At 64.0% G+C, this 13,655-nt stretch carries 13 protein-coding genes; 7 read left to right on the top strand and 6 right to left on the bottom strand.

All coding sequences use genetic code 11. The annotated features are described in order from the left end of the window. Window position 1 precedes the first annotated feature (1 nt). The 3 genes from ACSHT2_RS11010 to ACSHT2_RS11000 all read right to left on the bottom strand — a co-directional run bounded on the left by ACSHT2_RS11010 (window position 2) and on the right by ACSHT2_RS11000 (window position 3,775). Window positions 2-895, bottom strand: a complete 894-nt coding sequence (locus tag ACSHT2_RS11010) for a branched-chain amino acid ABC transporter permease (RefSeq protein ID WP_035674394.1) — start codon at window positions 893-895, stop codon at window positions 2-4. A 130-nt stretch (window positions 896-1,025) separates the two neighbouring features. Further along, window positions 1,026-2,957, bottom strand: a complete 1,932-nt coding sequence (locus tag ACSHT2_RS11005; protein WP_440641580.1) for a long-chain fatty acid--CoA ligase — start codon at window positions 2,955-2,957, stop codon at window positions 1,026-1,028. Continuing rightward, complete coding sequence (locus ACSHT2_RS11000) at window positions 2,954-3,775, bottom strand: ABC transporter ATP-binding protein (protein ID WP_440641579.1); 822 nt, start codon at window positions 3,773-3,775, stop codon at window positions 2,954-2,956. Before ACSHT2_RS11000 ends, ACSHT2_RS11005 begins: the two co-directional genes overlap by 4 nt. Before the next feature lie 335 nt (window positions 3,776-4,110). On the opposite strand from ACSHT2_RS11000, the gene ACSHT2_RS10995 reads away from it, so the two are divergent. Then, entirely contained in the window at window positions 4,111-4,785 is a 675-nt protein-coding gene (locus tag ACSHT2_RS10995) for a Crp/Fnr family transcriptional regulator (RefSeq protein ID WP_440641578.1), read from the top strand. A gap of 12 nt (window positions 4,786-4,797) precedes the next feature. On the opposite strand, the gene ACSHT2_RS10990 is transcribed toward ACSHT2_RS10995, so the two are convergent. After that, window positions 4,798-6,060 (bottom strand): MFS transporter, encoded by a 1,263-nt coding sequence (locus tag ACSHT2_RS10990; protein WP_440641577.1) that lies wholly within the window; start codon window positions 6,058-6,060, stop codon window positions 4,798-4,800. A gap of 124 nt (window positions 6,061-6,184) precedes the next feature. Next, on the bottom strand, window positions 6,185-7,027 hold the full coding sequence (locus tag ACSHT2_RS10985) for a uroporphyrinogen-III synthase (protein WP_440641576.1): 843 nt from the start codon (window positions 7,025-7,027) through the stop codon (window positions 6,185-6,187). Window positions 7,028-7,163: 136 nt separating this feature from the next. On the opposite strand from ACSHT2_RS10985, the gene purU reads away from it, so the two are divergent. Further along, window positions 7,164-8,027, top strand: coding sequence for a formyltetrahydrofolate deformylase (gene purU / locus ACSHT2_RS10980; protein ID WP_440641575.1), 864 nt, complete (start codon window positions 7,164-7,166; stop codon window positions 8,025-8,027). A 70-nt stretch (window positions 8,028-8,097) separates the two neighbouring features. Here the strand turns inward: purU and ACSHT2_RS10975 are convergent, their stop codons facing one another. Then, the gene (locus ACSHT2_RS10975) at window positions 8,098-8,382 is read right to left on the bottom strand and encodes a hypothetical protein (RefSeq protein ID WP_440641574.1); all 285 of its coding nucleotides are present in this window, start codon (window positions 8,380-8,382) and stop codon (window positions 8,098-8,100) included. Window positions 8,383-8,898: 516 nt separating this feature from the next. Between ACSHT2_RS10975 and ACSHT2_RS10970 the strand changes: the two genes are divergently transcribed. The 5 genes from ACSHT2_RS10970 to ACSHT2_RS10950 all read left to right on the top strand — a co-directional run bounded on the left by ACSHT2_RS10970 (window position 8,899) and on the right by ACSHT2_RS10950 (window position 13,591). After that, complete coding sequence (locus ACSHT2_RS10970; protein ID WP_440641573.1) at window positions 8,899-10,089, top strand: ABC transporter substrate-binding protein; 1,191 nt, start codon at window positions 8,899-8,901, stop codon at window positions 10,087-10,089. A 134-nt stretch (window positions 10,090-10,223) separates the two neighbouring features. Then, the gene (locus tag ACSHT2_RS10965) at window positions 10,224-11,093 is read left to right on the top strand and encodes a branched-chain amino acid ABC transporter permease (RefSeq protein ID WP_028180555.1); all 870 of its coding nucleotides are present in this window, start codon (window positions 10,224-10,226) and stop codon (window positions 11,091-11,093) included. Window positions 11,094-11,101: 8 nt separating this feature from the next. Beyond that, window positions 11,102-12,130 carry a branched-chain amino acid ABC transporter permease gene (locus tag ACSHT2_RS10960; protein WP_440641572.1) on the top strand — a complete coding sequence of 343 codons (1,029 nt, stop codon included), beginning with the start codon at window positions 11,102-11,104 and terminating at the stop codon, window positions 12,128-12,130. Then, window positions 12,127-12,882 (top strand): ABC transporter ATP-binding protein, encoded by a 756-nt coding sequence (locus ACSHT2_RS10955; RefSeq protein ID WP_440641571.1) that lies wholly within the window; start codon window positions 12,127-12,129, stop codon window positions 12,880-12,882. Before ACSHT2_RS10960 ends, ACSHT2_RS10955 begins: the two co-directional genes overlap by 4 nt. After that, complete coding sequence (locus ACSHT2_RS10950; protein ID WP_440641570.1) at window positions 12,875-13,591, top strand: ABC transporter ATP-binding protein; 717 nt, start codon at window positions 12,875-12,877, stop codon at window positions 13,589-13,591. Before ACSHT2_RS10955 ends, ACSHT2_RS10950 begins: the two co-directional genes overlap by 8 nt. Window positions 13,592-13,655 lie beyond the last annotated feature (64 nt).

Here is a 13,655-nt window from a genome sequence, read left to right as displayed (position 1 = left end):
GTCAGATCCGCTCGATGTCGTGGGTGCCGAACAGGCCGTAGGGCTTGATCATCAGCACGATGATGAGGACGTAGAACGGTGCGATCTCGTAGAGATTGCCCCAGTGCAGATACTCGCTGTCGACATATTGCGCGACGTTCTCGAGCAGGCCGATGATGATGCCGCCGAGCACCGCGCCGCCGACGGAATCGAGGCCGCCGAGGATCGCCGCCGGGAACACCTTGATGCCGTAGGCGGCAAGGCCCGAGGACACGCCATTCACGACGGCAACGACGACGCCGGCGACGGCCGATACCGTCGCCGAGATCGCCCAGGCCATCGCGAACACGCTCTTGACGGAGATGCCGAGCGACTGCGCGACCTGCTGGTTGAACGCGGTGGCGCGCATCGCAAGGCCGTATTTGGAGGCGCGGAAGAACCAGGCCATGCCGATCATCATGGCGACCGAGACGACGAGGCTCATGACATAGACGGTCTGGATCTGGAGCCCGAACAGGCTGACCGACTGGCTCTCGAAAATGCGCGGGAACGGCTGTGGATTGACGCCGAACATCCACTTCAGCGTCGCCTGCAGCACGGTGGAGAGGCCGATCGTCACCATGATCACCGAGATGATGGGCTCGCCGATCATCGGACGCAGGATCAGCACCTGGATCGCGATGCCGAACGCGAACATGAACACCAGCGTGATCGGCATGCCGATCCAGAACGGCACCTGGTATTTTGCCAGCAGTGCCCAGCACACCCAGGCGCCGACCAGCAGCAATTCTCCTTGCGCGAAATTGACGACCTGCGTCGCCTTGTAGATCAGCACGAACGACATCGCGACCACGCCGTAGAGCGTGCCGACCACGAGGCCATTGACCAGGAGCTGAATGAGGAAGGCCGTGTTCATGTGATCTGCTGTCCTTCGCCTCTCCCCGCCTGCGGGGAGAGTCCGGCGCGCGGAACGCGCGGCGGGTGAGGGGGAGTCTCCGCATGCGAGGTGCTGAGGCGAAGAGCTGGGGCGTGCCGTTCTGCCTGGCTCATTCCGCCGCCTCCGCCATGTGCCCATGGCCGCCGAGGTCCACCACACGCAACGTGGTGCGCACCCGCTGCGTGGTGCCGTCCTGGAAGCGGATCACGGTGTCGACGGGAATATCCGCGACGCCGCGGTAGATGGCGTCGATAATCCCTTCATACTTCTCGTTGATGACGCTGCGGCGGACCTTTCTGGTCCGCGTAAGCTCGCCATCGTCGGCATCCAGCTCCTTGTAGAGCAGCAGAAAGCGCGAGATGCGCTGGGCCGGCGGCAGCGTGGCGTTGACGGTCTCGACCTCCTTCTGCAGCAGGGCGTAAACCTCGGGCCGCGAGGCGAGGTCGCTGTAGGTGGTGAAGGAGAGCCGGTTCTTTTCCGCCCATTTCGAGATGATGGAGTAGCGGATACAGATCATCGCCGCGAGCGCGTCGCGGCCGGCGCCCAGCACCACGGCCTCCGCAATATAGGGCGAGAATTTCAGCTTGTTCTCGATGAATTGCGGCGAGAAGCGCTCGCCGCGCGAAGTCTCGGCGAGATCCTTGATGCGGTCGATGACGACGAGCTGCTGGTCGGCGTTGAAATAGCCGGCGTCGCCGGAGCACATCCAGCCGTCCTTGATGTCGGCGACGCTGGCCTCGGGATTCTTGTAATAGCCGAGGAACATGTTGGGGTGCCGCACCACGATCTCACCGACGCCGTGGACGTCGGCATTGTCGATGCGGATCTCGATGCTGTCGGCCATCGGCACGCCGGTTGTGTCCGGGTCGACCTTGCTCTCGGGATGCAGCGTATAGGCCCCCAACAGCTCGGTCTGGCCGTAGAGCGTGCGCAGCGGGACGCCCATGGCCTGAAAGAATTTGAATGTTTCGGGGCCGAGCGCTGCGCCGCCGGTGGCGGCCGACCGCAGGCGGGTGAAGCCGAGGCGGTCGCGTAGCGCACGGAACAGGATGGCGTCGGCAAAGCCCGAGCGCTTGCCCTGTTCGAGCGCGGCAAGACCCGACTTCATGCCGATGTCGAACAGGCGCTGCTTGAAGGGCGTTGCGTCCATCACCTTGGCGCGGACGTCGGCCGCGATTGATTCCCAAACCCGTGGGGCAAAGAGCACGAAGGTCGGCGCGATCTCGCGCAGATCGTTCATCATCGTGTCGGGCTCTTCGACGAAGTTGATCTTCATCCGGCACAACAGGCCTTTGCCGAGCACGTAGACCTGCTCCATGATCCAGGGCAGCGGCAGCACCGAAACGTATTCGTCATCGGGTCCCTTCGGATCGAAGGCGAGATACGTCGCGCAATGGCCGAGCACGCGCCCGGCCGCGAGCATCGCGAGTTTCGGATGCGAGGTGGTGCCTGACGTCGTGCAGAGGATCGCGACGTCCTCTCCCTTGGTCGCATCGACCAGCCTGTCGTAGAGCTCCGGCTCCCGCGCAGCACGTTCCCGGCCGAGCTCGGCAAACTTCTCGGCCGACATCAGCCGGGGGTCGTCATATTTCCGCATCCCGCGCGGATCGGAATAGATGATGTGCTTGAGCTTGGGCACACGCTCGGCAAGGGTGAGCAGCTTGTCGACCTGCTCCTCGTCCTCGGCGAAGACCAGCTGCGCCTCGCCATAGTTGAGGAGATAGGAGGCCTCCTCGTCCAGCACGTCTCGATAAAGTCCGAGGCTGAGACCGCCGATGGCGTGGGTGGCGACTTCCGCCGCGACCCAGTCCGGCCGGTTGTCGCCGATGATGCCGACGACATCACCGCGGCCAAGGCCGAGCTCGACCAGGCCGAGCGCGAAATCGCGCACCCGTGTCTGGTAGTCGTTCCAGGTGAAAATGCGCCAGAGCCCGAGATCCTTCTCGCGCAATGCGATCTCGTTGCCGTGCTCCTTCGCGTTGAGCCGGAGTATTTTCGGATAGGTGTCGGCCTGCGCGACGCGGCCTGCGTAATCCATCATGCCGCGCTCTCCTGCGCCGGCGGAGCATCGTCGGGATCGACCAGCACCTCGTCCTCCTCGCCGAGATAGGCGCGCCTGACGTGGGGATCGGCGAGCACGGTGGCCGGATCGCCTTCGGCGATCTTCTTGCCGAAATCCAGCACCATGACGCGATGGGAGATGTCCATCACCACGCCCATGTCGTGCTCGATCATCACCACCGTCATCCCGAACTCCTCGTTGAGATCGACGATGTAGCGGGCCATGTCCTCCTTCTCCTCGAAGTTCATGCCGGCCATGGGCTCGTCGAGGAGAATGAGACGCGGCTCCAGCGCCATGGCGCGGGCGAGCTCGACGCGCTTGCGCAGGCCGTAGGAGAGAGTGCCCGCGGTCGCCTTGCGCACCGACTGCAGGTCGAGGAAGTCGATGATCTCCTCGACCTTGCGGCGGTGCTCGAGCTCTTCCTTGCGCGCGCCGGTGAGCCAGTACAGCGAGCCCGTCAGGAAATTGTTCTTCAGGAGGTGATGGCGGCCGACCATGATGTTGTCGAGCACGCTCATATGGTGGAATAGCGCCAGGTTCTGGAAGGTGCGGCCGATGCCAAGCGAGGCGCGGGCGTTCGGCGTCAAACCGGTGATGTCGCGGCCACGGTAGAAGAGCTGGCCTTCGGTCGGCTTGTAGCGACCGGAAATACAGTTCACGATCGAGGTCTTGCCGGCGCCGTTGGGGCCGATGATCGAGAACAGCTCGCCCTCCCTAATGGCGAAGCCGACGTCGGTCAGCGCTCGAACACCGCCGAATCGCAAGGACACGCCGCGCACTTCAAGACTGGTAGCCACCAAACGTATCCCTCCCGGTCATGGCGCATTTTAGCGGCGCTCTTCGTCCGTTCTGTCGAGCGATCCTAGTACGGCGGTGACGGTGAGGCCATGCATCAGATGGTCTCGACCGGAGCCGCGCACTCTCGTTCCCGTTTGGGATCGAAAGCCGTATCGCCCGAGGTGGTTCTCAATAGGGGAAAGCGCTATTTTGAAATGTCTCCCGGCTGACAATTCTGCGACAAAGTTTGCAGGGCGGCAGCGGCGTTCATCTTTGGTCGAATGGCGGTCGAAACCATCATGTTGCAATGCAGCAGAAGGCGGAGTGTCGAAACGGTGCGGCTGGCCGCGAGATCATGATTTCAGAAGATCATCTTAAGCGCGTCGCCGCCTGGTCGCGCGAGCTCACGCAAGCGGAGATCGAGGTCGCGCGTGCCGGAATCACGGAGCGGTCCTTCGGCACCGGCGAGACCGTGTTCATGCGCGGTGACGTTTTTGGCTATTGGGCCGGCATGGTGAGCGGCCTGGCCCGCATGGGCGGGGTCTCGCGCGACGGCAAGGAGACCAGCCTTGCCGGGCTGACGGCGGGGGCCTGGTTTGGCGAGGGCAGCGTGCTCAAGAACGAGCCGCGCCGCTATGACGTGGTCGCACTGCGCGACAGCCGCGTCGCGCTGATGGAGCGCAGTGCCTTCATGTGGCTGTTCGAGAACAGCGTCGGCTTCAACCGCTTTCTGGTGCGCCAGCTCAATGAGCGGCTCGGCCAGTTCATCGGCATGCTCGAGGTCAACCGCACGCTGGATGCCACCGCTCGCCTCGCCCGCAGCATTGCTTCGCTGTTCAACCCGATCCTCTATCCCGAATCGACCACCCATCTGGAGATCACCCAGGAGGAGATCGGGGCGCTCTCCGGCATGTCCAGGCAGAACGCCAACCGCGCGCTGAACCGACTGGAGAAAGAGGGGCTGCTGCGGCTGGAGTATGGCGGCGTCACCATCCTCGATATCGAGCGGCTGCGCGGGTACGGGGACTAGGGCGGATATTCGTCACCGCGCATTGGCGGGGGCATGGACCGGCCAGAGGTCGGCGCGCCAACGCACCGCGATCGCCAGCATCGCGAAGAAGCCCGCGGCGGCATAGAGCGAGCCCGTCGCGGAATAGCCGATGATGTCGATAAGGCTGCCGGCCGCGAGCAGTCCGATCGGCAAGCCATAGATCACCATCATGCGCACGCCCATGACGCGGCCTCGCAGATGTGCGCTCGCGGTGCGCATCAGAATGACGGCGGCCGAGATCATCGACATGCTCTGGGCGATGCCGGCGAGAACGAGGCAGGCCATCGCCACCGGCATGGTCCTGACCTCGACGAATACCAGCAGCATGGCGTACCAGACCAGCGTCGCGCCGATCAGAAGCCGGGCAATGCGCACTCCACTGACCAGGCTGAGCGTGATGGAGCCGATCAGCGAGCCGACGGCGAAGCTCGCCGAGAGATAGCCGAGGCCGGTCTGGTCGGTATGAAAGATCTCCCGCGCGATGTAGGGCAACAATCCGCCCGTGAAGGGAAATGCGGTGAGATTGGCCAGGAAGGCGACGCACAGCGCCGCGCGCATTCCCGGGCCATTCCAAGCGTAGACGATGCCTTCCTTGAGGTCGCCCAGCAATCTCGAAATGGCGTGGCTGTTCGCCGGGAGATTGCTCGTGGTGACGGACTTTTCCGGGCGGGTCAGACAGAGCATCAGAAGAGCGGCCATGAGGTAGAGTCCGGCAATCGCTACATACACGAGGCCAATTCCAAGGACGGCGAACAGCCCGGCGCCCGTCAATGCTCCCGCGATGCGCGCACTGTCCTGGGTCGTGCGCGCAACGCTGATGGCGCCGACCAGTTGCTCGGCCGGCATGATCTCGGCAAGCAGTGCGCCCCGGACGCCGAGATCCGAAGGGCGGATCAGCCCCATGATCGCGACGATGATCATGACGCTCAGCGGCGACAGGTGACCGGTCAGCGCCAGGACCATGATGGTCGACGACAGCGCCGTATAGGCAAGACGCATCACGACCAGGAGATCGCGATGGCCCATGCGGTCGCCGATCATGCCGAACACGGGCGCGACCAATGTTCCGACGAACTGGAGTGAAGCAAGCACGGTGAGCAGCAGCACCGAGCCGGTCTCGACCAGGATGTACCAGCCGAGCACCAGCGTCTCGACCTCGAAGGCCCAGGAGGTGAGCAGGTCGGACGGCCACTGGAAGCGATAGTTGCGGATGCGGAATGGCGCGAGCGCCGAAGGTCGTGCGGTGGCGCTCACGACGCGATGACGCGTGTCATGGCGATTCCCTTGCCCTTGTTGTTTCTTCTTGCGGTCGCGCAACCTAGCGCCGGCGATGCTTGTGTCAATCGCAGCCGCCGCAGGCCGCCCCCACGCTTGGCTCTTAGCTCGCCGCGGCTCTCGGCTTCCGCTCCGCCAGCGCCGCGGCCATCGCCGAGATCAACGGACGCATGAAATACGCTTCATCCGCCGGCGAGACGTCCGTGCGCAGACCGTGCGCGGCGAGTTCACCGGAGACCGCCGGCCCCACCGAGGCGATCAACGTACGTTCGAGGCCTGCACGCAGTTTCGCTTCTGCGCCATGCGCTTTCGCGGCCTCGATCAGGCGGCGGACTTGGCCGAGATTGGTCAGCGCGACGGAATCGATCCGCCCCTCGGCCATGGCGTCGATGGCGGCGACGATGTTGGCATCCGCCGCCTTGGAATCGTAGACATAGGGCAGCACGGTATCGACGGCGGCGCCCTGCGCGGCCAGCGCGCCGGTCAGCGCGCCGTGGTCCTTGTCTGGATAGAGCTGGAGACCGAGGCGTCGTCCTTTCAGGTCGAGCCTGGCCAGCATCTCGATCACGCCCTCGGTGGTCGGCTTCTCTGTGGTCTGCTGTGCTTCGAGACCGATCTCGCGCAGCGCCTTGCCGGGCTTCGGGCCGCGGGTGAATTTTCGCGCTTTGGCGAGTGCCGCGACAAGGGCGGTGTCGAGCCCGCGGGCACCGGCGAGCTTCATGATCCGGCGCAGGCCTTCGCCCGTCATCAGCACGAGATCGTCGAAGGGCTTGTCGATGGCGCGGCGAATCCAGGCCTCCACTGGAGCCGGGTCCGGCGCATCATGGATGGTAAACATCGGGCATTGCACGACATCGGCGCCTTGCTCGACCAGAAGCTTCGAAAACTGCGCCTCCTCCCGCGTTTCCAGAATTAGTATGCGGTAGCCGTTCAAGCGGTCGGCCATGGGTATGCTCCGGTCATGAATTGCAATCGTCCGTTCATCCTGACTCTGCGCCCGGGATTGGCGCAAGGGCGGGGTCGGTGCTAGAGCAGGGCGCAAATCGCGGATAGTTCCGCTGCACAAACCTTCATCAAGAGCCATGCCCGACCATCAATATGTCCTGACCCTGTCCTGTCCGGATCGCCCCGGCATCGTCTCGGCGGTGTCGACGTTCCTTGCCCACAACGGACAGAACATCCTCGACGCCCAGCAGTTCGACGACGTCGAGACCGAGAAGTTCTTCATGCGGGTGGTGTTCACAGCGGCCGATCTTGCCGTGGAACTGTCGGCGCTCCAGACCGGCTTTGCCGCGATCGCCGAGCGTTTCGGCATGGAGTGGCAGATGCGCGACCGCGCTGCGCATCGCAAGGTGATGCTGCTGGTGTCGAAATCCGACCATTGCTTGGTCGACATCCTCTATCGCTGGCGCACCGGCGAATTGCCGATGATCCCGACCGCGATCGTCTCCAACCATCCGCGCGAAGTCTATGCCGGGCTCGATTTCGGCGGCATCCCGTTCCACCATCTGCCCGTGACCAAGGAGACCAAGCGCGAGCAGGAGGGCCAGATCATGGACCTCGTCGGCAAGACGAAGACCGATCTGGTGGTGCTCGCCCGCTACATGCAGATCCTGTCGGACGATCTCTCGGCAAAGCTGTCGGGGCGCTGCATCAACATCCACCACTCGTTCCTGCCGGGCTTCAAGGGCGCAAAGCCCTATCACCAGGCGCATGAGCGCGGTGTCAAGCTGATCGGTGCTACCGCGCACTACGTCACGCGCGATCTCGACGAGGGCCCGATCATCGATCAGGACGTCGAGCGCATCAGCCATCGCGACACGCCGGAAGATCTGGTCCGGAAGGGCCGGGACATCGAGCGCCGCGTGCTGGCACGGGCCATCCGTTACCATCTCGACGATCGCGTCATCCCCAACGGCCGCAAGACGGTGGTGTTCGTGGATTAGCGAATGGGGAGTGGCGAGTAGCGAATGGAAGAGGGGTATATTCGCCACTCCCTATTCGCCATTCGCTCCGTTAGCGCACCGGGCTCCCCGATGTCGTCCCCGCTGTACCCTTCTGGGCCTGCTCTTCCTTCTCGCGATCCGCGGCCGGCAGCAGGCGCTTGCGCTCGCGTTCCTTCATGTAGGCCTCGTATTGCGGCGTGCCCGGTCGCGGCGGTGCATCGGCGGGCAGGCCGCCGGCCCATTGCGGGACGTAGTCGCCCATGCCGGCGGATAGTTTTTCGTTGACCGTCCCGCAGCCGGACAGCCCCGCGGCAAGTGCAACGAGGACGAGGGCGGAACGAAGAGTCTTGGGCATGGTGTACGCGTTCGGTCATTGGACGCCAGCTCGGGCCGGCGCGAATAGGAGTAGCCTTCAACAAGGTAAAATAGACTTATTCGAGGTAGGTAATTTGTTACCGAGTTGCGGCTCGCTGAGGCGTGTGGATGTACAGATTCTGCAAAAGAAAGGCGAAATCCTCCATGCACGCGATCCATCGCATTTCTAGACTTGGTGCGAGGCTCGCGACAACATGGCTTGTCCGCGGCAGGGGTTTTCGTTGACAAGTCCATTTTGTTTGTACATTCGTACAAATGAAGGCGGTTAGGAGCGGGTTGCTCAAGCTGCTCCGACGCAACCGTAGCACCGCGTCCGGTCGATCGGTCTTCGGAACACTCGGGTTGCGCCGAAGGGCCGCCGAACGTCCGATTGACAAGCAGGGCGCGAAAGACGCCCATGTGGCGCCCCGCACTCGCGCGCGGTCTAAAGGTCAAGGCAAGGGCCGGGCACTCGGTCCAGGGCACAAGAGTCAGGAATGAAGGGGAGGGACATCTGATGTTCGAACGCAAACAACTGTCGCATAGGGCGACTTGGGCCGCTGCCGTTGCCGCCATTGCAGGCCTTGCCGGCCTCGCGTCCGCCAAGGCCGCGGACAGCGTCAAGGTCGGCCTGATCCTGCCGATGACGGGCGGCCAGGCCTCGACCGGCAAGCAGATCGAGAACGCGATCAAGCTCTACATGCAGCAGAAGGGCGACACCGTCGCCGGCAAGAAGATCGAGATCATCGTCAAGGACGATGCTGCGATCCCGGACAAGACCAAGACCGCCGCGCAGGAGTTGATCGTCAACGACAAGGTCAATTTCATCGCCGGCTTCGGCGTGACGCCGGCCGCGCTTGCTGCCGCGCCGCTCGCCACGCAGGCCAAGATTCCGGAAATCGTGATGGCAGCCGGCACTTCCATCATCACCGAGCGCTCGCCCTATATCGTGCGCACCAGCTTCACGCTGGCGCAGTCCTCGACAATCATCGGCGATTGGGCGGCGAAGAATGGCATCAAGAAGGTCGCGACCCTGACTTCGGACTACGCGCCGGGCAATGACGCGCTCAATTTCTTCAAGCAGCATTTCACGGCTGGCGGCGGCGAGGTGGTCGAAGAGGTCAAGGTGCCGCTGCAAAACCCGGACTTCGCGCCGTTCCTCCAGCGCATGAAGGACGCCAAGCCCGACGCCATTTTCGTGTTCGTGCCGGCGGGCCAGGGCGGCAACTTCATGAAGCAGTATGCCGAGCGGGGCCTCGACAAGGCCGGCATCAAGGTGATCGGGCCCGGCGACGTCACCGATGACGACCTTCTCAACAACATGGGCGACGCCGTGCTCGGCACCGTCACCGCGCACCTTTATTCCGCGGCGCATCCCTCGCAGATGAACAAGGACTTCGTCGCAGCCTACAAGAAGGCCTTCGGCAACCGTCCGGGCTTCATGGCCGTGGGCGGCTATGACGGCATTCATCTGATCTACGAGGCGCTGAAGAAGACGGGCGGCGACACGGACGGCACCAAGCTTGTCGAGGCCATGAAGGGGATGAAGTGGGAAAGCCCGCGCGGCCCGATCTCGATCGATCCGGAGACGCGCGACATCGTGCAGAACATCTACATCCGCAAGGTCGAGAAGGTCGACGGCGAACTCTACAACGTCGAGTTCGCGACCTTCGAAGCCGTCAAGGACCTCGGCAAGACCAAGAAGTGACGCGCGAAAGCGCGTCATCCCGGAGCGCGCTTGGCGCGCATCCGGGATCTCGAGATTGTTGAAACGAGATTCCGGGTTCAGCGCTCCGCGCTGCCCCGGAATGACGAGCGATTACCAAGGTTCAGCCGCCCCCGATGACCGCAATCCTCACCAACCTGTTCGATGGCGTTGCCTACGGCATGCTGCTGTTCGTGCTCGCCTGCGGGCTCGCGGTCACGCTCGGCCTGATGAACTTCGTCAATCTCGCCCACGGCGCCTTCGCCATGGCCGGCGGTTATGTCTGCATGGTGCTGGTCAACCGGATGGGCTGGCCGTTCTTCGCCGCGCTGCCACTCGCTTTCGTCTCCGCAGCCGCAATCGGCATCGTGCTCGAGCGCACGCTGTACCGCCACCTCTATGCGCGCAGCCATCTCGACCAGGTGCTGTTCACGATCGGCCTGACCTTCATGTCGGTGGCAGCCGTGGACTACATCCAGGGCTCTTCGCGCGTCTTCATCAATTTGCCGGCCGCGCTCCAGGGCCAGTTCGACCTGTTCGGCGTCGGCATCGGCCGTTACCGGCTGATGATCATCGTGATCTGCGGCCTGCTCACCATCGCGCTTCAGATGGTGCTGGCCAAAACGCGTTTCGGCAGCCGCCTGCGCGCCGCGGTCGACGATCCGCGCGCTGCGAGCGGCCTCGGCATCAATGTGCCGCAGGTGTTCGCCTTCACGTTCGCCTTCGGATGCGGGCTCGCCGGCCTCGGCGGCGCGCTCAGCGCCGAGATCCTCGGCCTCGACCCATATTTTCCGCTGAAATTCATGATCTACTTCCTGATCGTGGTCACCGTGGGCGGCTCCTCTTCGATCACCGGCCCGTTCCTGGCATCGCTCCTGCTCGGCATCGGCGACGTCGCCGGCAAGTATTACGTGCCGAAGATGGGACCGTTCGTGATCTACACCATGATGATCGTGATCCTGATCTGGCGCCCGAACGGCTTGTTCGGCCGCACGGCCGCGCGTTGAGTTCGCCGATGAGCGCTTCTTCCGACGTCGGTTATCACGCCCAGCGCCAGGCGCGGTGGCACTATGGCGAAATCGCCTTCTGGCTGATCGTGCTGGCTTGCGGTTTCGCATTTCCGACGCGCTATCTGATCATGACCGATATCCTGCGGCTGGCGCTTTTCGCGATGTCGCTCGATCTCATCCTCGGCTACGCCGGCATCGTCTCGCTCGGTCACGCCGCCTTCTTCGGGGTCGGCGCCTATGCCGCGGGACTGCTTGCCTTGCACGGCATCGTCAACGAGCCCGTGCTGGCGCTGATCGTCGCCGGTCTTGCCGCGATGGTGCTCGGCTTTGCCACCAGCTTCCTGGTGATCCGCGGCGTCGACCTGACGCGCCTGATGGTCACGCTCGGTATCGCGCTGCTGCTGGAAGCGCTCGCCGAGCGCTTCTCCAACATCACGGGCGGCACCGACGGCCTGCAGGGCATCGAGATGCAGCCGATCTTCGGCGAAATCCCGTTCGACATGTTCGGCAAGACCGGCTTCTTCTATTCGCTGGCCGTTCTGTTCCTGCTGTTCCTGTTCGCCCGCCGCGTCGTGAATTCGCCGTTCGGCCTGTCGCTGCGCGCGATCAAGAACAATCCGCTCCGGGCCGCCGCCATCGGCATTCCGGTCAACCGCCGCCTGATCGCGATCTACACGCTTGCTGCGTTCTATGCCGGCATCGCGGGCGCGCTGTTCACCCAGACCACCGCGATCGCCTCGCTCGATGTGTTCGCCTTCGAGCGATCCGCCGACTTGATGCTGGTGCTCGTCATCGGTGGCACCGGCTATCTCTATGGCGGGCTGATCGGCGCGGTGGTGTTCCGCCTGCTCCAGGAGTTGTTCTCGACCATCACCCCGCAATACTGGCAGTTCTGGATCGGCCTCGTGCTGGTCGTGATCGTGCTGGTCGGTCGCCAGCGGCTGCATCGCTGGGTGCTGTATGTGCCGAATCTGGTGATCAAGCAGGTCGCCGGGCGCAAGGCCGTGGTCGCCGTGCCGGAGAGCGACGCATGACCATCGCGCTCGAAACGAAGAACCTCGAAAAGCAGTTCGGCGGCCTTCGCGTCACCCGCGATCTGTCCTTGAGGATCGAGCAGGGCGCCCGCCACGCGTTGATCGGCCCGAACGGCGCCGGCAAGACCACCGTCATCAACCAGCTCACCGGGGTGCTCAAGCCGAATTCAGGCCGCATCCTGCTCGAAGGCCAGGACATCACCGACCTGCCCGTGCACAAGCGCGTGCTGCGCGGCCTGTCGCGCACCTTCCAGATCAATCAGCTCTATCCCGACCTGACCCCGCTCGAGACCATCGGCCTTGCCGTTTCCGAGCGTCTCGGCCATGGCGGCGACTGGTGGCGGCGGATGGGCACGCGCAGCGACGTCAATGACGAGATCGCCGAACTCCTGACACGCTTCCACCTGCTCGACGTCATGAACGAGCAGACCGTGACGCTGCCCTACGGCAAGCAGCGCCTGCTCGAGATTGCGGTCGCCATTGCGGCCAAGCCGCGCGTGCTGCTGCTCGACGAGCCCGCCGCCGGCGTGCCCGAAAGCGAGCGCCATGACATTCTCGCCGTCGTCGGTGCGCTGCCGCGCGACGTCACCGTGCTCTTGATCGAGCACGACATGGACCTCGTATTCTCCTTTGCCGACCGCATCTCCGTGCTGGTCTCCGGTGCGCTGCTGACGGAGGGGGCACCCGAGCAGGTCGCGCACGATCCGCAGGTGAAGGCCGTCTATCTCGGCGAGGAGGCGGTCAATGTCTGACCTGCTCGCGATCGATTCCCTGCGCGCCGGCTACGGCGAGGCCGTGGTGCTGCCGAAGATGAGCTTGCGCCTCGCCGAGGGCCAGGTGTTGGCGCTGCTCGGGCGCAACGGCACCGGCAAGACCACGCTGATCAATTCCATTGTTGGCGTCACGCGCCGCTTCGCAGGCAGCATCGCGCTCGCCGGCACCGATATCACCTTGCTTCGACCCGACCAGCGGGCGCGCGCCGGCATCGGCTGGGTGCCGCAGGAGCGCAATATCTTTCGCTCGCTCACGGTGGAAGAGAACATGACCGCGGTGGCGCAGCCCGGTCCCTGGACGGTCGAGAAGGTCTACGAGATGTTCCCGCGACTGAAGGAGCGGCGCAGCAACTTTGGCAACCAGCTCTCCGGTGGCGAGCAGCAGATGCTGGCGATCGGCCGCGCACTCACCCTCAACCCGAAAGTCCTGCTGCTGGACGAGCCGACCGAGGGTCTTGCCCCCATCATCGTCGAGGAACTGCTGAAGGCGATCGGGACCATCACCCGGGCGGGCGGCATCTGCTCGATCATCGTCGAGCAGAATGCTCAAAAGATTCTGGGGCTGGCCGACCGCGTTGTGATATTGGAGCGCGGAACGATCGTCCACGACGCCCCGAGTGCCGCGCTGAAGGCCGACCCTTCGGTCCTGGAACGCCACCTCGGCGTCGCAGGGGCGGCGGCCCACTAATTCTTCGCTTCTCCCCGCTTGCGGGGAGAAGGAGTACAACGAGCGCCGACTGAAAATTCGGGAG

It is taken from the genome of Bradyrhizobium sp. PUT101, assembly GCF_052043945.1.
In the GTDB taxonomy this organism is placed as follows: Bacteria; Pseudomonadota; Alphaproteobacteria; order Rhizobiales; family Xanthobacteraceae; genus Bradyrhizobium.
The sequence above is the reverse complement of the archived record's forward strand: the minus strand, read 5'-3'. Positions and strand labels throughout refer to the sequence as shown.